The 17,069-nt window shown below is 40.4% G+C and carries 18 protein-coding genes; 9 read left to right on the top strand and 9 right to left on the bottom strand.

Going from position 1 to position 17,069, the window contains the following annotated elements; genetic code table 11:
• Nucleotides 1-28 precede the first annotated feature (28 nt).
• Nucleotides 29-451, bottom strand: coding sequence for a hypothetical protein (locus FTU62_RS03325; RefSeq protein WP_078192409.1), 423 nt, complete (start codon nt 449-451; stop codon nt 29-31).
• Between the two features lie 360 nt (nt 452-811).
• Between FTU62_RS03325 and FTU62_RS03320 the strand changes: the two genes are divergently transcribed.
• The 4 genes from FTU62_RS03320 to FTU62_RS03305 all read left to right on the top strand — a co-directional run bounded on the left by FTU62_RS03320 (nt 812) and on the right by FTU62_RS03305 (nt 3,689).
• Complete coding sequence (locus FTU62_RS03320) at nt 812-1,090, top strand: hypothetical protein (RefSeq protein ID WP_111884899.1); 279 nt, start codon at nt 812-814, stop codon at nt 1,088-1,090.
• 281 nt (nt 1,091-1,371) lie between these two features.
• Nucleotides 1,372-3,150, top strand: a complete 1,779-nt coding sequence (locus FTU62_RS03315; protein WP_180101859.1) for a mechanosensitive ion channel — start codon at nt 1,372-1,374, stop codon at nt 3,148-3,150.
• A 70-nt stretch (nt 3,151-3,220) separates the two neighbouring features.
• On the top strand, nt 3,221-3,403 hold the full coding sequence (locus tag FTU62_RS03310; protein ID WP_180101831.1) for a hypothetical protein: 183 nt from the start codon (nt 3,221-3,223) through the stop codon (nt 3,401-3,403).
• Nucleotides 3,404-3,527: 124 nt separating this feature from the next.
• Nucleotides 3,528-3,689: a hypothetical protein gene (locus FTU62_RS03305; RefSeq protein WP_162689753.1), complete on the top strand. Its 162-nt coding sequence runs from the start codon at nt 3,528-3,530 to the stop codon at nt 3,687-3,689.
• Between the two features lie 92 nt (nt 3,690-3,781).
• Here FTU62_RS03305 and FTU62_RS03300 read toward each other — a convergent pair whose 3' ends face one another.
• The 5 genes from FTU62_RS03300 to FTU62_RS03280 form a co-directional block, all read right to left on the bottom strand.
• Nucleotides 3,782-4,981 carry an NAD(P)/FAD-dependent oxidoreductase gene (locus tag FTU62_RS03300; RefSeq protein WP_180101830.1) on the bottom strand — a complete coding sequence of 400 codons (1,200 nt, stop codon included), beginning with the start codon at nt 4,979-4,981 and terminating at the stop codon, nt 3,782-3,784.
• A 33-nt stretch (nt 4,982-5,014) separates the two neighbouring features.
• On the bottom strand, nt 5,015-5,905 hold the full coding sequence (locus FTU62_RS03295; RefSeq protein WP_180101829.1) for a 1-aminocyclopropane-1-carboxylate deaminase/D-cysteine desulfhydrase: 891 nt from the start codon (nt 5,903-5,905) through the stop codon (nt 5,015-5,017).
• 130 nt (nt 5,906-6,035) lie between these two features.
• Entirely contained in the window at nt 6,036-7,154 is a 1,119-nt protein-coding gene (locus FTU62_RS03290; protein WP_180101828.1) for an HlyD family secretion protein, read from the bottom strand.
• A gap of 61 nt (nt 7,155-7,215) precedes the next feature.
• Complete coding sequence (locus tag FTU62_RS03285; protein WP_180101827.1) at nt 7,216-8,865, bottom strand: MFS transporter; 1,650 nt, start codon at nt 8,863-8,865, stop codon at nt 7,216-7,218.
• A gap of 6 nt (nt 8,866-8,871) precedes the next feature.
• Entirely contained in the window at nt 8,872-9,420 is a 549-nt protein-coding gene (locus FTU62_RS03280; RefSeq protein ID WP_180101826.1) for a TetR/AcrR family transcriptional regulator, read from the bottom strand.
• 304 nt (nt 9,421-9,724) lie between these two features.
• On the opposite strand from FTU62_RS03280, the gene FTU62_RS03275 reads away from it, so the two are divergent.
• Nucleotides 9,725-9,928, top strand: a complete 204-nt coding sequence (locus tag FTU62_RS03275; RefSeq protein ID WP_180101825.1) for an NF038215 family lipoprotein — start codon at nt 9,725-9,727, stop codon at nt 9,926-9,928.
• A 236-nt stretch (nt 9,929-10,164) separates the two neighbouring features.
• On the opposite strand, the gene FTU62_RS03270 is transcribed toward FTU62_RS03275, so the two are convergent.
• Nucleotides 10,165-10,623, bottom strand: a complete 459-nt coding sequence (locus FTU62_RS03270; protein ID WP_180078197.1) for a DIP1984 family protein — start codon at nt 10,621-10,623, stop codon at nt 10,165-10,167.
• Nucleotides 10,624-10,794: 171 nt separating this feature from the next.
• Here FTU62_RS03270 and FTU62_RS03265 point away from each other — a divergent pair, with 171 nt between their 5' ends.
• Together FTU62_RS03265 and FTU62_RS03260 are read left to right on the top strand one after the other, a co-directional pair.
• On the top strand, nt 10,795-11,418 hold the full coding sequence (locus FTU62_RS03265) for a LysE family translocator (protein WP_078192408.1): 624 nt from the start codon (nt 10,795-10,797) through the stop codon (nt 11,416-11,418).
• A gap of 693 nt (nt 11,419-12,111) precedes the next feature.
• Complete coding sequence (locus FTU62_RS03260) at nt 12,112-12,876, top strand: hypothetical protein (RefSeq protein WP_180101824.1); 765 nt, start codon at nt 12,112-12,114, stop codon at nt 12,874-12,876.
• Nucleotides 12,877-12,932: 56 nt separating this feature from the next.
• Here FTU62_RS03260 and metG read toward each other — a convergent pair whose 3' ends face one another.
• Entirely contained in the window at nt 12,933-14,990 is a 2,058-nt protein-coding gene (gene metG / locus FTU62_RS03255) for a methionine--tRNA ligase (RefSeq protein WP_180101823.1), read from the bottom strand.
• A 172-nt stretch (nt 14,991-15,162) separates the two neighbouring features.
• Here metG and FTU62_RS03250 point away from each other — a divergent pair, with 172 nt between their 5' ends.
• Together FTU62_RS03250 and FTU62_RS03245 are read left to right on the top strand one after the other, a co-directional pair.
• A complete protein-coding gene (locus FTU62_RS03250) occupies nt 15,163-15,960 on the top strand; it encodes a hypothetical protein (RefSeq protein ID WP_180101822.1) in 798 nt (265 codons plus the stop codon).
• A gap of 278 nt (nt 15,961-16,238) precedes the next feature.
• Nucleotides 16,239-16,637 (top strand): hypothetical protein, encoded by a 399-nt coding sequence (locus FTU62_RS03245; protein WP_180101821.1) that lies wholly within the window; start codon nt 16,239-16,241, stop codon nt 16,635-16,637.
• A 49-nt stretch (nt 16,638-16,686) separates the two neighbouring features.
• On the opposite strand, the gene FTU62_RS03240 is transcribed toward FTU62_RS03245, so the two are convergent.
• A complete protein-coding gene (locus FTU62_RS03240) occupies nt 16,687-17,025 on the bottom strand; it encodes a hypothetical protein (protein WP_180101820.1) in 339 nt (112 codons plus the stop codon).
• Nucleotides 17,026-17,069: the final 44 nt, after the last annotated feature.

Below are 17,069 nucleotides of genomic sequence, written 5' to 3'. Positions count from 1 at the left end.
GGGATTAAACTTTAGTTTAATCTCCGTATTAATGCACAAACATATCCATAAATTCACGAATTTCTTGAATCGCTGTGTCTACGTCAGCAGTCAACCAAGTCGGTTCAAAAAAGCCAGCATAATGCTCCAGTCGATCTTGGGGGACAACTAAGCGAATCGGACATTCTTCTTCGAGCAAGCGCCAAGGAATAATAGGCACTTCATTATCTAAAAAAGCCGCAATATTTCGAATATCAATCACCATCGCATTGATGCATTCAGGGAATGGCATCACTGAAAACTCTTCAGTACGTCGGCGAAAATATTCCAAATCACCCCATTTCAACACATAACTCGGCTTACTAAATTCAATAATGCCAATAAGATGCTGATCACGAGTGTAATGAAGGGAACATTGATGAGTGACGTCAGTGTCAAGATCAAGCGTTACACCTTGTTGATGGTACGCCATAGATTTGATAACAGGTGAAAAATAAGGTGCATGATTATAGCTCATTTCATTCATCAAAAGCAGATAATTCCACCGGGCTCAAAAAAGCATTTATTTTGTAAGAGGTCATACAATAAAAAATGCTTTAGATTTAAATATTGCACTTAAATCTTTGCCCGATATTTGCGCCCTTATATATTGATTTATATTTGAAAATAACTCATCTAGCTCCAAAGGAAAGTATATTTATTAAACTTATCATTCGAGATTTATCATTCAAGTTACACGTTTTCACTGATTGTAATTGTTCTTCACACAATACAGGATATTGTATTGCTAGTATAAAAATTCAACTATGAACAACAAAATAGCGAGGGGAATATGACACACGATTTTAATAAACCACCCCATACCACCAGTACGGAAGAAACAACACAAAAAAAACGTATCCCTGTGTACATACTGATCTTAGTGGGTATCTTTTTAATCGCATTATTATTTTATATGTTTGCAGATATGAAACCTTCTGCTTCGGATGCACCGCCTGATCATCCTGCACCCAATGCACAAACTGCGACAGCCAATGATACGACTAGCGGTACAGCGGGGGATGAAGCTGTTGCTAATGATTCAAATACTGCAACTGCGACAGATCGTTGATAATAATTGATGATAAACATGAGTCAGAGTTACATGAGTGCAAGATCTGAACCTTAAGTATCTCTTCAGAGTGACACAAATAAAGCCTTGGTTGTCCCAAGGCTTTTTTACATTCAATTGTGAGCTTTTGTTGGAGTTATGCATACTTTGGTTGATTAAAAAATACACAAAAACTAAGGTGGAAAAGAAAGCTTAAGTTCAAAGCACTAATGCTGTGTGATACGCGGCATACGTAAAAATGCACATAACAACAGATCATGTATAACAATGAGGGCGAACGTATGAATGATTATCTGGGTGGTCCGCGTGGCCGTTTTGATGCCATGTATTATTGGGAACAGTTTCACCCCATTTTAAGTGCAGTAGCAATTCTCCTGATAGGTTGGGTCATTGCTTTATTGGTTGCTGCTGGCGTCAAAAAAGTTCTGCAAAAATTAGGTACAAATCAAAAACTTTCAAGTGCAACTGGGCACCGTTCCAATGTTGAAAATATAGTCTCCAGAGTTGTGTTCTGGATTATTTTGATCATTGCCGTCATTGGTGCACTCAATGTGCTGAATTTGACCAGTGTCAGCGGCCCATTCAGTAATATGATTCAGCAGTTCTTGTTATTTATTCCACAGCTTTTGGCTGCGGTAGCTGTAGGTTTTATTGGTTGGATCGTGGCAAGTTTGGTCAAAGTCGGTTCAAAGAAACTGCTGGATAAAACCCAACTCGATGAAAAACTCAGTTCTGAGGTTGGCGTCAGCCCAATCAGTCAAAATATCAGTGAAATAGTGTATTGGCTAATCTTGTTACTTTTCCTACCGATTGTTTTATCGATCTTGGGTTTGAACGGTCTCTTGTTCCCAATCCAAAATATGGTTACTGAAGTTGTTTCTTATCTTCCCAATATCTTTATTGCTGGTGTCATCGTCTTTGTGGGTTATATCTTGGCGAAGATTGTACGAGGCATCGTGGAAGGCTTGGTGAACAGTTTAAGTCTGCAGCAGCAAGTCGAAAAAGTGGGCATGTTTAAAAACGCAAAACTTGCTCAAGTTTTGGGTAATTTTGTCTTTGCTATAGTCATTATCACTGCATTAATTGTGGCTTTCGAAGCACTTGGTATCGAGGCGATTTCTCAGCCTGCAACAGCCATGTTACATGAGATCATGTATGCGATACCGAACATCATTGCCGCAGGTTTAATCTTAATCTTGGCCTATGTGGTGTCACGCTTTGTAGCGCGTCTAGTTGTGGATGTGATCTCGGGTACAGGTGTTGATACTGTGCCAGAAAAATTAGACATTCAACGCTTTTTGGGCAAAACCAAAGTGTCGGATGTTGTCGGTTGCCTCATTGTATTTTTCACCATGTTATTTGCGGTATCTGAAGCTGCTAACCGTTTAGGCTTTGAGCAAATCAGTGCCCTTATTGCTATGTTTATCCAGTTCGGTGCAAGTATTTTACTTGGTGCTGTAATCTTGGTGGTGGGTTTCTGGCTTGCCAATATTGTGGCAAATGTGGTGCAACGAGGGGAATATAACAATTCACGTTGGTTAGGTAATTTGGTCCGTGTGCTGATTATGGGCTTGGTTGTAGCCATGGGCTTGCGTGCCATGGGTATTGCTGACTCGATCGTGAATTTGGCCTTTGGTTTAACCCTCGGTGCGGTTGCAGTTGCTTTCGCTTTGGCCTTTGGTTTAGGTGGTCGCAATCCGGCGGAACGATTGTTATCAGATCTTATCGATAAAGCGAAACGCGAAGCCAATGAACCGAATCCAGTACAGGAGCAGGCAAAGGCGAAAACCACCTTTAATACGCCTACATCGTCTGCAGCGAGTCCAACACCATCAACATCTGTGATGACTTCTGAAGTGAAAACAGATGATGGCTATCCAAACATTCAGCAAGCTGCTCCGGGCGTCAGTGAAAAAGAAACTGCTACACCAGATCGGTTGGATGTAAACCCAAGTGATCAACCACAAAATAATCCATTTGGATCGACAGGCGAGGCTGAAAAACAGGTCGATGCACCTTCGGCACCTTTAACCCCGCCAAAACCAGATGATCCAAATTAAACTATTCTGTCTTTAAAAAAATCGGCCACGTTTATGTGGTCGATTTTAATGCTTTATAAGGAATATTTGTATGGCAAAAGCACCGAATAAATTTTTAGCCCCAGTGATTATTGCAGGGATCACAGTTGGTTTTTTGGCGAGTGCACGACGCTTTATTTTTGCAAAATCAAAACGCACTGATTTGGAGCAGAAAGAACAATCACCGCTAAACAGTGAAAATAAAGATACCAATCAGTCCAAAAATAATGATTGAAATTTACCCGAAAATTGGTATTTTAAGTAATAGTGATATATGGAATATTACTTAAAATATAAAAACTTAGGATTCATATTGCTGTCATGAATGACACTTATGATCTGTGCAAAGGAATGGCAAAATGGGGGTAATTTCAATGCTCAATACTTTAGTATCGACACTCAAACAAACCGCAAGCGTGCAACCACAACATATTTCAGTTGCCGTTGAAAAAATGGATCTGACAATTCAACGAACTTCGACGTCGTCAGTATCATTATTTAAAACCGACTATCTTGAATAAGTTAGATCGGGCATAAAAAAGGGCTGAATGAATCAGCCCTTTTTTATGCAGAGTTCATCTGTACGTTATGTTTATTTAATTCTAAGTCGAGATCAGACGTATTCAGAAGCCGCATGTGCAGAAGCCCATGCCCATTGGAAGTTGTATCCACCTAAATGCCCCGTTACATCGAGCACTTCACCAATAAAGTACAAGCCTTTCTGTTTTTTACTTTCCATGGTTTTTGATGAGACTTCAGTGGTATCCACACCACCCAATGTAACTTCAGCAGTACGGTAACCTTCAGTGCCTGATGGTTTTACTTCAAAGCTTTCCAGACGGCTTGCAATGAGTTCTAGTTTTTCATCACTGATATTGCCAATGGCTAATTCAGCTTGTTCAGGCCAAATCAGATTTTGTAATTCTATAACTACACTTTTCGGTAAGTGTTCATTGAACAATGTGCGCAGTAACACTTTTGGTTGACTAGATTTCTTAGATTTGAGGAAATCTAAAACATCTAAAGCTGGAAGGAAATTGATATTAAAACGTTGACCGACATCCCAGTAGTTTGAAAGTTGTAAAGAGCTTGGACCACTTAAACCACGGTGAGTAAAGAGTAAAGCCTCAGTAAAACTATTTAACTCATTCGATAACGTCGCTTCAACAGCATTGCCGCTCAAGCGTGTGGTGACTTCTTTAAAACTATCGGAGAAAGTGAAGGGTACTAAGCCTGCACGAGTGGGGTAGACAGAATGTCCAAATTGTTTAGCAATCTCATAGCCAATTCCTGAACCACCTAACGTTGGAATGGACAGACCACCACTGGCAATAACCACCGATTCTGCTTCAAAAAAGCCTAGATTGGTTGCCACTTGAAAGCCTTGTTCAGGTAAGGCATTGACTGCTTTTACTTCACAGTTGGTTTTAATATCCACCAAGCCCGTTTTGTCACATTCTGCCAATAGCATGGCGAGAATTTCTTTTGCACCATTTTGGGTAAATAATTGCCCATGTTTGCGCTCTTCGTACTCAATGCCATATTCGCAGACCATACCAATGAAGTCCCAGTTGGTATAGCGAGTTAATGCCGAAATAACAAAGTGCGGATTATGTGAAATATAATTTTCTGGTTCGACATACAAATTGGTGAAATTGCATTTACCACCGCCAGACATCAGGATCTTTTTGCCAACTTTATTGGCTTTTTCAGCCACCAAAACTTTGCGTCCACGCTGCGCCGCTTTATATGCCGTCATTAAGCCTGATGCACCAGCACCTAAAACAAGGACATCATATTGATTTTGCGACATGGTAAGTTTCCGCGTGGAAGAAAGGACGCAGGATTATACGCTTTTTAGTGCTTCGGTTGAACCTTTCAAGCGACCTTGTAGGCCACCAGTATGGATCACTAAAACACGCTGATGGTTTTTAATCTGACCCCGCTCAATCATGCTGAAAATACCTCGCAGCATTTTAGCCGTATAAACCTGTTCTAATGGGATCGCATAGCGTTGTTCAAAGTCCTGCATAAACTGTAATAGTTCCGGCGTTATTTTGGCATAGCCGCCACAGCAAAATTCATCACTGATGTTCCAATTGGTTTTCTGTGTCAACTGAGCAACATCGTCGCAAAGAAAATTTCCTTTGAGCGCAGAAAAACCAAGTACATGTTGATGTTCAGCACTGGCTTCAATCAAGCCCGTTATGGTTCCACCTGTACCGACGGCACAGCAGATGAGATCAAAATTTTGTTGATTTTCATGGCTTAAGATTTCCGTACAGCCACGGATAGCCAATGCATTGGTTCCACCTTCAGGAATGACATAATGTTCGGGATATTGCTGTTGTAATTGCGCTAAAGCGTCAACTTGTTTCATTTCCCGATACTGTTGGCGTGTGACAAAACTGAGCTGCATACCAAACTGTTCGGCGGTGGCTAAAGTAGGATTTCGGGATTGATGTTGTAATTCTTCTCCACGAATGATGCCTAGACTACCGAATCCAAATAAATGTGCAGCATATGCTGTGGCTGCAATGTGATTTGAATAAGCACCACCAAAGCTAAGCACCTGTTTAAAGCCTAATTTCTGCGCCTCAATAAAATTATATTTGAGTTTATAAAATTTATTGCCTGATATTTGTGGGTGTACCAAGTCCAAACGCTTAATACACAAATCAACCCCTTGATATTGAATAGTCTGCTCAGGAATGGCGTGGGCGATAGATTCAAACATGTTGGTAATCGTTATCTTGGTGGTTAGAGTTCAAATAGGTAGGCATTGTAAAACGGGAGGTGCAGAAGATAAAATCCTTTGCATCTTGGCCAGTTCAACTCTGCTTATAGCACTTCACTGTCGATATCTGCTAACTAGCAACATCAACGGAGGTGACGACAGACATACCGGGTCTTAAGTTTTCTAAACCTTGTTGATTAGGATCAATCGCAATTTTTACGGCAATGCGTTGCACGACTTTGGTGAAATTTCCTGTGGCATTGTCAGGTTTCAATACACTAAATTCAGAACCAGCCGCAGGGGAGATTTGCTCGACTTTGCCGTAAAATTTTTGATGTTTCATGCCATCGACGCTGAACCACGCTTTTTGACCAATATGCATATCTGCAATTTGCGTTTCTTTAAAGTTGGCAGTCACCCAGCGCTGCTGTGGAATTAAATACATCAGTTGAGAGCCTGCCGCAACATATTGACCAATCCGTGGGCTGACTTCGCCAAGTTGACCATCCATAGGTGCCACAATCGTGCTGTAGTCTTTAGTGGTCACTGCCTGATCAAATTGTGCTTTGGCACTATTCACTTGCGCTTTAAGCCCTGTCGCTGCAACTTGTGCAGTTTTGAATGATTCTTTGGCAACTAGTAAATTGGCTTCTGCTTGATGAAGTTGGGCCAAACTATTTTTAGCGTCTGCAATCGCTTTATCTTGTTCTGATTTCGATGCAGCGCCAGTATTGCCGAGTTGTTGGTAGCGCGTCATTTGTGCAAGAGCTAATTCATAGGCCGCACGTGATTGGTCCACTTTCGCTTCGGCTGCCGTAATATCTGCTCTGCGTTGTTCAATGGCCTGGCTTTGATTGGCAAGTGAGTTCTGTGCTTGTTCCACCCCAGATTCAGCCTGTGTGACTTTTTGATCATAGGTCGTTGCATCGATATGCATAAGCACTTGACCTTTTTTCACATGATCAAAATCCGTCACCAAAACATCTTTCACATAACCATTAATTTGTGATGAAAGCACCGTGGTTTTACCTTTGACATAGCTATTTTCAGTCGACTCGATACTGTCATGAAATGGACCAATCCGCCACGCCCATAAGATCAGCGCAATCCCCAACAAGAGGATGATCAACATAAAAATCAAGGTACGCTGCGGCGTAGAAATAAGCTTGCTCGATGGCGCAGGCATAGCGGTTGCTGTTTGTGGTTGCTGCGGTGCTGCTTGCTCAGTGGGTTTATGGTCTTCAGTCATGTTGTTCTCAATATCAATTAGGTCATTTGGCTGTGGCTTATGTTGTGTAAATCGAAGAAATCTAACTACTATCCGAGCGTTGCTGTTGGCGTAATTGATATTTATTTTTGCCCATCAGCAATAAACCCCAAAGCAACAATAAAACGGCGAATATGCCATTTAAAAAAATCACATCGTTATAGGCTCGAACTTGGGCTTCTCGAGTGATGGTTTGATTAAGGCTACGTATGGCTTGTTGTTGGTCTAAATTTGAGTCTAAAGAATATTGATGCGCACTTTGCGCCAATTGTTGTAGGCGCTGTTCGACTATAGGTGAGGTTTGCGATAAATCATTATAAATCTGTGCCTGATAGGTTTGGGTACGCATTTGCTGATAGGTCGAAAAGAATGATGAGCCGACGAGACCCCCAAAGGTCTGTGTCGCAGAAAACAGCACGATAAACGTCACCATGTGCGATGGGCCTTTTTGCAAAGCACTGACTATGCCTGTAAGCAAAAGAGGGCCAATAAACATGCCACTGGCAAAGCCCACCAAAAACTGACTCCAATAAAAATCATGCGGTCGTACATCACTGGTCAAGTGATAATCCAGCGCACAGGCAAAGAGCACGAGACCTGCTGCACCAAGCAGATGAAGCACAATTTTTTCTTTGGAAAAGGTCAGGGCACTAAACACTGTACCTAAGACAATCCCGATCAGCACGACGGTATAAAAGGAAACAAATTGGTCGGGTCCCATGCCCATGGTTTTCAAAAAATTCACGGCTGCATAGCTTTGTTCTGACATGAGAAAGCGAATGGCAAAGGCACCAATAATAAAACTCACGGTAGACGATGTTCCGAGCCAGCGTGTGACAATCAGTGGATTGACCCGAAAATGTTCATAGGTCAGACCAACAACTAAAAGAATCAAAGCGGCGATGAGTAAATAGGCCAACCATTCAGCCTCAAACCACCAAAGAATCGGGCCTTGAGTTAGCACGATACATAGCAAAGCAAAGCCGGGTGCCAATAATGCAAAGGTGAATAAATCTTGCTTTTCAAACACTTCGATACGTAGGCTTCGTGGCAGTTTTAGAGAGACCACCATCGCCAAACAACATAAGGCTAAACCTAATTCAAAGGTATAGAAAATAGACCAATCATTTACATCGACCAGATAGGGCGACATGATCCATGCCAGCGGTATCCCCAACTGCTGAAAGCCTAAAGCTAGATAAAGCCCACGACCGAAATGAGCACGTTTAAAGGCTTGCATGATGTAATACATCCCAAGCGAACTGAGTGGAGCTGCAAGTAAGCCGCTGATCACCCGTGCAAAAATTGCCATTTCATAGGTATGAACGAATAAATGCAGCACCATCACCGCGATAAATAATACCAAGCCAATTTCTGAAAATAGCCTAAGTCCATATTGTTGGCGGGCTTTAAATAAGATTAGGTTGGAGCTGACATTGGCCATAACAAATGCTGCAGGAATCCATGCCGCTTCTGAAGGCGTTAAGCCATATTCACCTTGTAGAAGGGGAAGATTTGCCGTGATAAATCCATTACTTAAACTCCCCGAGATCGCAACAAATAAACCGATAAAGAAGTATAAAAAACGCTTATAGGTGGGATGTGCAATGGCAGCGGGAGAGCCGGGCAGGGTTGGTTTTTCTTCGGGTGTCCAATCCGGAGCAGGTTCCAATAAACGCGGAGATTTGGACATGACGTATTACCCGCATATACCATGCAGTAAAAACTCCACGGCACGTTTGGCGAGTTTTTCTTGATCTGCTTCGGTATGGCCTTGCAAAGCTGCACGCAAAATGGAGGTGACCATGGCATAGTCCGCCGGTTTAAAGTCTGCTCGGCAGCGACCATTTTGAATGGCCTGATCAATCATCGGTTGCAATATGGCATCACGTCGTTGGTATATTTCAACTATGGCGGGATCATCCCGATCGATCACACGCCAATATTCCATTAAAGCCGTGAGATAGGGAATATTATAAATATGGTCTTGAATGAGGCGAATAAATCCATCATCGAACTGTGCATAATTAAGCGCACGCTGTTCAAGTCGGTTCAAGGCAGCTTGCATTAAGGCGAGTACCAATTCACGACGGTCATTAAAATTACGATAAAACGTCGCACGTCCAACTTGAGCCTGATCCATTATGAGTTGTAGAGGAGCATTGATTCCGTGAATACGGAATACCTCAATCGCAGCTTCTAAAAGCACTTCTCGGTTTTGTGCAGCGAGTTGTTGACGTGTGGACATTATTCTTTTGACATCATTGTAAATTTATCTAGCTATTAAACGGACAAAAGTGTCCGAAGTAAAATCGTATTCGATAGCAGTTTTGTAACTGGTTTACTATGTAGTTTTAATAAAGTTAATAAGTTTATTATTTTAAAAGGAAATATTTTTCTATTGGCATCTATTTTCATCCGCATTCGTAAGACCGTTGAGACATAATTCCTGACAATTGACCCTAAATCGGCAGATAAATAAGGTGAATATCTGCACAAAAATGCTATGCTGATTTTATAAGCAAGATAATTATAAAAATGGAGGGCATCCAATGAGCAAATTAAGTCGGGCTGTGCTGCCTATGCTGTGCCTGTGCAGTTTTTGGATGGTTGGCTGTGATACGACAGACGAATTGCATCGTCCTCAAAATGAACATCGCACCATGATCATTGGCGGTGTCCCTGTGAATGACCATGACTATAAATTACCGCTTGAAGATGTTGCACTCAATGAAGCCGCTGCGGATGACGACTAGCAGATAGATCCGTCAAAAATAGGGTGGACATACTGTCAGTACACGGTAGTGAGACGTGACATGTAAAGAGTCACAGATGCAGTGTGCTACGTCAGATGTGTGAACATTTTGAAGTAGACGTCTTACTTCTGCAGTTTAGTTTGTTGGATTAAAGCCTTACAAACATTTAAAAAGGCTCTGTACTCGCCCAGTATGCCCGAACTGGAATGAACCGTGGTTCAAATGCTTAAATCAGGTCAATCTATCAGGTCTATTTGCCAATTGGATGCCTGAATTTCTAAGTTATTTTGTCTAAGTTGCTGACTAATGCTATCGGCCTGTTTCTGTAAATCTGCCACTGCAATGGTTTTAATCCAACGGATTTCACTCGAGCTATAACGACCATTTTCACGGCGTGAGCTGTCAATCGCTTGTTGCAAGATACGATGCTGCTGGGTCAATAAATCACGTTCATTGAGCACTGAAAGCATGCAGCGTCCTGAACCGGTTTTAGCTTGTGCATTGGTGGCGTGAATCTTTTCAATTAAACCATAAAGTTCTGTATTTACTGCAAATGCTTCTTGAATTAAAGCATTTGGTTCTTCGCTAGGTACATCACCTTCTTGAATGAGCACGTTGTTATTGATTCGTTGTTGCAGCGAGGCCAATTTAGTTTGTAAGTCACTGCGTAAAAGTAGGGCTTCGGCTAATTTCATTGTCTTGATATTAATTTGTACTTTTAGCGATCATGCGATGGATTAATGCAGTATTCAAGTTATTTATAGTGAAAAATTTGGTCAATTAAAATAAACACTGCAAATTATAGGGAGAAATTCAGAGATTCTGTCTGTAAAATTGCCACGAATTTAAGTGAAAACGGTGTGACAGTGGAATCATTTTGGATATTAGGCTCGATTGCGGCAGCACTATTACTTGGTGCAATGAGCCCAGGGCCAACGTCAATTTATGTGGCGAAGAATTCCATTGCGATTTCACGTAAACACGGTTTATTTACCGCACTTGGTACAGGTTTGGGCGCTGCAATATTTGGGCTTTTAGCGGTATTGGGTTTGCAGGCATTTTTATTGGCTGTACCTTCTGCATATTTGGCTTTAAAAATTTGTGGTGGTTTATACCTGCTTTGGATGGCATTTAAAATTATAAAACATGCCAAAGAACCGATTGAAGCTGGTGATGCCAGCAGCTCGCAAATGTCACTCCGTCGTGCATTTACTACTGGTTTAATTACCCAGTTGTCGAATCCGAAAATTGCAATTGTGTTAGCCAGTATTTTTACGGCACTTTTACCGAAAGACATTCCGACTTATTTTTACTTTGTACTGCCAGTTTTGTGTTTCTTTATCGATGCAGGGTGGTGCTCATTGGTCGCTGTGGCTTTGTCAGCAGAAAAACCACGTAAAGTCTATTTGAAGTTTAAAGCGGGTTTTGATCGGGCAGCTGGGGCAGTGATGACAGTGCTGGGTTTAAAGTTGATTTTTGGGATGAAGTAAAAATAATAGATAAAGGGCCTTCATTGATGAAGGCTTTTTTATGTCGATGAGAACGTACTCAAAATTTTAAAGCGAGAATGGTATTTATCACTTAACCACAGGTTTATTAGTTGCCAATACCAAAAGTATGTTGTTAAAGAGTTGCTGTAATGGAAAATTGCCTTTAGAAAAATTGGCAACACATCATTTTAAATTTGCTGAGTTTGAAAAAGCGTATGATGTGTTTAAGCATACGGCTGATGAAAATGATGATTGAAGTGGTTTGATGTTTTAATCAATGCTTTGATTTTGTAATGAAGACTCCCTCTCCCTATGGCAGAGGGTTGGGGTGAGGGTGTTCTGATATTTAGGTACATTTGCTTTACTTTTGTCAGGGCAAAAGTAACAAAACCCCTTTGTTCGTAAGAGGTTACTTCCGTGTGCTCCTAACGAATGGGCGAAATCCATGTCGCAAGGCATTTGATTAAGTATCTTTAAGTTTTTTAAAATAACTTTGGTTCTATAAAAAGGAGTACGTTGATAATAAAAATTTACTAAAATAAGAGTAGTTTTGTTTTTAGTTAATTAAATTGAGTAAGTGAGGCTCAGTTTAGTTATAGAACGACGTATTAAGACGTGTTCTTGCCTAAAGTGCATTCAAATTATTCTTCGTACAATTACAATAAATTAATAAAAATATTAAGGTGTCGAATAATGTTAATTCAGGTGCAACAAAAAATTGAGGGAATATTTCAGCAGTTAAATAGAAGTCAAAAATTCTATTTGATAGGGTGTGTGTTAGCTTTAAATACATTTTTTTGGTATCTGATGCCAACGAATGATTTTTTCAAAATTAGTTTGTTTCTTCTAAGTGTATGTTGGGCTGGAGGTATAACATCTGACTTTTTATACTGTTATCATAAAGCATGGGGAACAATATTAGGTAAAGTTATTCTTGTTGCTATATATGCATTATTAACAAACATTACATATGGTTTTGCAGATCAACTTGTTAATCACATTGTCGGATATGAATCTAATGGATTGAATAGAGTCACGAGTTTTGTGGCTATAATGATAATTCCTATAGTTTTTATTTTAGTTACATTCATCGTATTTCTACTTCTTATATTTCTAAGTCAATTTTATATGATGTACGTAATTTGGGCTAAAGAAAGAGATGATTTAAAAGAAAGCTATTCTGGATGGAGCTGTGCAGCTAGATTTTTAATATATCCTTTTATCTTTATGCTTTTATTTACCTTTGGAGATAAATATAAAGATAAATATTCAAACTTTATTTCTGAAATGGCCCAATCATATATTTATGCTTTTGAAGCAAAGAAGTTTTCAAGATGCATCACTCCAAAAGATAGTAAAGTAATAGCAGTTTCAAGTGATGAAATTATACTTGTGACTAAAAAAGATGATAACTATAGCTTTGTACCTATGCTTTGTGATCCAATCTTGAAGAAATAATATTTATAAAAAAGCCCCTACAACGTAGAGGCTTTTTCTTATCTTAATCTTAAAAGTTAAGACACTTTATCACCAGCTTTAGCACCAGTTTCAGGTGAAATCACCCAAACACCATCGCCATTACCCGCAGCTAAAACCATACCGTTAGAAATACCAAAACGCATCTTACGTGGTGCAAGGTTCGCAACCATTACCACCAATTTGCCTTTAAGGTCTTCAGGTTGGTAGAACTCACGAATACCGCTAAATACGTTACGTGGCTCAGCTTCACCGACATTTAACGTCAATTGAAGTAGTTTATCCGAACCTTCAACGTGAGCAGCTTCTAAAACTTCCGCTACACGTAAGTCAATTTTCATAAAGTCTTCAATGCCGATGATTTCAGCTTCGCCAACTTTAGGTTCAGGTTTCTTCTCTTTGGCTTTCTCTTTTTTCTTTTCCGCTTTTGGTGCTTCCGCAGGGGCAGCTAAAGAGTCTTTAGACGCATCAACCATAGCAGCAACCGCTTTCGGGTCCACACGTTGCATCAATGGTTGGAATTGAGCAATTTCATGATCCACTAAAATCGTTTTGCCTGAAGCAAAGTCGAAAGACTCAAGCTTCAAGAAGTCTTGAACTTGAGCAGCCAAAGTTGGAAGAACTGGAGCAAGGTAAACTGCCAATTGACGGAATAGGTTAATACCTACTGAACACACGTCATGTACTTGTTGTTCTTCACCTTCAATTTTCGCAAGTGCCCAAGGCTTTTTCTCGTCGATATATTGGTTGGCTTTGTCAGCAAGCGCCATGATTTCACGGATTGCAGCAGAGAATTCACGTGCTTCATATTGAGCAGCGATTGAAGCGCCTGCATCAATAAAGCTTTGTACCAATTCAGGTTCAGCACACGTTGCAGAAAGGTTGTTATCAAACTTGGTGTTTATGAACTTGGCACAACGGCTTGCGATATTGACCACTTTACCAACAAGGTCGGAGTTTACTTTCTGAACGAAATCATCAAGATTTAAGTCAGAATCTTCAACTTTGTCAGAAAGCTTCGACGCGAAGTAGTAACGTAAGTATTCAGGGTTTAAATGCTCAAGATACGTTTCCGCTTTAATGAAGGTACCGCGAGATTTAGACATCTTCTGACCGTTTACAGTCAAGAAACCGTTGACGAATAAGCTTGTTGGGGTGCGGTAGTTTGCACCTTCAAGCATTGCAGGCCAGAACAACGCGTGGAAGTAAACGATGTCTTTACCAATGAAGTGATAGACTTCATTTTTCGAATCTTTTTTCCAGTAATCGTCAAAGCTTAAATCTGGACGTTTAGTCTTGATGTAGTTTTCAAAGCTCGACATATAGCCGATTGGCGCATCTACCCAAACGTAGAAATATTTGTTTGGCGCATCTGGAATTTCAAAACCAAAGTAAGGTGCATCACGAGAAATATCCCAATCCGATAAACCTGCTTCAAACCATTCATCAAGTTTATTGGCAATTGACACAGGCAGACGGCCTTCGTCTCTTGTCCATTTTTGCAGGTATTCACCAAAGTTTGGCAGTTTAAAGAAGTAGTGATCTGAAGATTTTTCTACAGGTGTCGCACCGCTCAAAGTCGATTTTGGATTGAGTAACTCAGTTGCGTTGTAGGTTGTACCGCACACTTCACATGAGTCGCCGTATTGGTCTTCCGCTTTACATTTCGGGCATGTACCTTTAATGAAACGGTCAGACAAGAACATTGTTTTTTCAGGGTCAAACAATTGCGTCACAGGGCGTACTGCAATGTTGCCCGCTTCACGGTTTTTGATATAAATCTCAGAAGCACGTGCTTGGTTTTCAGGGCTATTAGTTGAGTCGTAATGGTCAAAGTCAACTCTAAAGCCAGCAAAGTCACGTTCATGTTCTTTTTGCACATTGGCAATTTGCTGTTCAGGCGAAATACCATTGGCTTCCGCACGTAGCATAATCGCTGTGCCGTGAGCATCATCCGCACATACATAAGTCACGTTATGACCCATTGCACGCATGGCACGAACCCAAATATCAGCTTGGATATAACCGAGTAAATGACCCATATGAATTGGGCCATTCGCGTATGGAAGGGCGTTAGTAACTAAAATATTACGCACGGATATGACTCTCTCATTCGTATTTATGCAATGGGCTGTAATTTTACATGAGATAGCCAGTACTTGCACAAGGGAATAGGTGAAATCTTTGCAAAAGTAAAAAAATCTATATTGCTGACACAATTACAGTGATAATAGGGCATATCTGTGATGCCTTTAGAGTGACAAGCCCATGTACGACGACGATTATGATGACGACCAGCCTGTGACCCGTATTCCGCAAAATCAACAGCGTAATAAACAACTCGGTCAGCACATTGTCAAAGAAGCACAACAATACCTTGAGCAGATTTCGGCAGATGAACATGCATTACTGATTCAGACTTTACGTGATTTGGCTACAACTGAACCTTACTTCGATGTATTGGCCGATGAGCTTGATCAACCTGTAGAAATGAAAGTGGCAAATGACGCCTTAAACTTGTTGTACTTTTGGCAATTGCTGCATCAACATGAAGATCAAAAACAGTTTCATTTACTCGATGCGATTAACACCGAGTTTTTTCAGACAGAAATGTTGAAAGCCTTTGATGCCTTAGAGATTGGTGAAAATAAAGCGCAACGTCGTTTGGTTCTACTTGAAGCTTTTAAACTGTATAAGCTGAATTTCCATGCCGGTTGTATCCCTGTCTTGTATGCACAGTTAGAAGGCATTTTAACTGATGTACTGATTCAAACGGGCTTTTTAAAGCAGAGCGGTACCAAGTTTATCGATGTATATAAAATTGTACCCGGTCTAAAAGGCAGTGAAATTAAGAGTCTTTGGCATAAAGCAAAAATTGCCAATGAACTGAATCATTATTTTGCCGAATTGGCAGCCTATCAAATGGATAGCAGCTCTACTGTAGCCATGACCCGCCATAATATTTTGCATGGGACCGACGTCGCGCATTTTAATCAGGGACGGAGTTTCATCCTATTTATTTGGCTGTTTTCCGCAGTAAGCTTTATGAGCACGGTCAGCAAATAATCTTTTTATGTAGCGGTAAAGTGCGTCATTAGGGGCTTTACCGTTATTCCTTTTGCTTAATTTAGATTGATGAATATCAATACAATAAAAATAGCCTTTATATTTTTCAATGATTTAATACATTTAAACTCGGATCAATTTTAACTCCTAACCTTATGCCAAAAAGCATAAATGCAACGTCATGTAGCTCAATTGTTTCTAAATGCATATTTTTAAGGTCATCCCGTCAAAGCACGTTATAACTATTGTTAGACAATAACAGAGAAGAGGCGAGAACGATGACAACTGAAAATAAAATTGATCAATTGAAAGATAAAGCGTCAGAATTGGGTGATGATCTAAAGCTCAAAGCCAAAGAAGCTCAGCTTGAAGGTGAAAAAGCCCTCGATGGTGCAAAGCATAAAGCTGAAGAGTTAAAACTCGAAGGCGAAAAAGCCTTAAATGACGCCAAACATGAACATGCAGAACAGCATGCTGAAACCAAAGACCGTCTAGAGCAGTTAAAAGCAGAAGCGAGTCATAAATTTGATGAAGCCAAAGTCAAAGCTTCCGAACTTAAACATGAGGCTGTCGAAAAATTTGATGAACTCAAAGTGCAGGCGACAGAGAAATTTGACGAGTTAAAAAAGAAAGCCACTGACACACTGAATAAGTTTAAAAAAGATGATCAAGCTTAATTGGGGCTGATCAAAAAGGCCGTTCTATCAAGAGCGGCTTTTTTAGGATTCATTGTTTTAATCCATCTAAATTTTCAGTCTTAATATTTTTGACTTGATCATCGACTACGGTAATCACGTAGCGCATATTAGCAATTTCATAGGTGTAATCTACCGCTAGTTTTGCAGGCAGATTTTTCTCTTGCAGCGGATAAGACAGCATTTTCATCGGAGAAGCTTGCATACGCGAGCGCATGAGATCGATGCTATCACCAATCGCTACAGTTTGTCGGTCAGGTGTTTGAATGGCTTCAGTCGCAATTTCTGCATAGGCTGCTGAAGTCAGGAGCATCAAGGCACATAAAGTCGTTTTATAAATATTCTTCTTATAGATAGTCTTCGGATACATCGTCATCCCCATTTTAAAAACTAAAAAGCACAAAATGTGCCTTT

The organism is Acinetobacter sp. YH12126 (assembly GCF_013418745.1).
Lineage (GTDB): Bacteria > Pseudomonadota > Gammaproteobacteria > Pseudomonadales > Moraxellaceae > Acinetobacter > Acinetobacter amyesii.
Note: the sequence above shows the minus strand (reverse complement) of the source record. Positions and strands in the feature narration are given on the sequence as shown.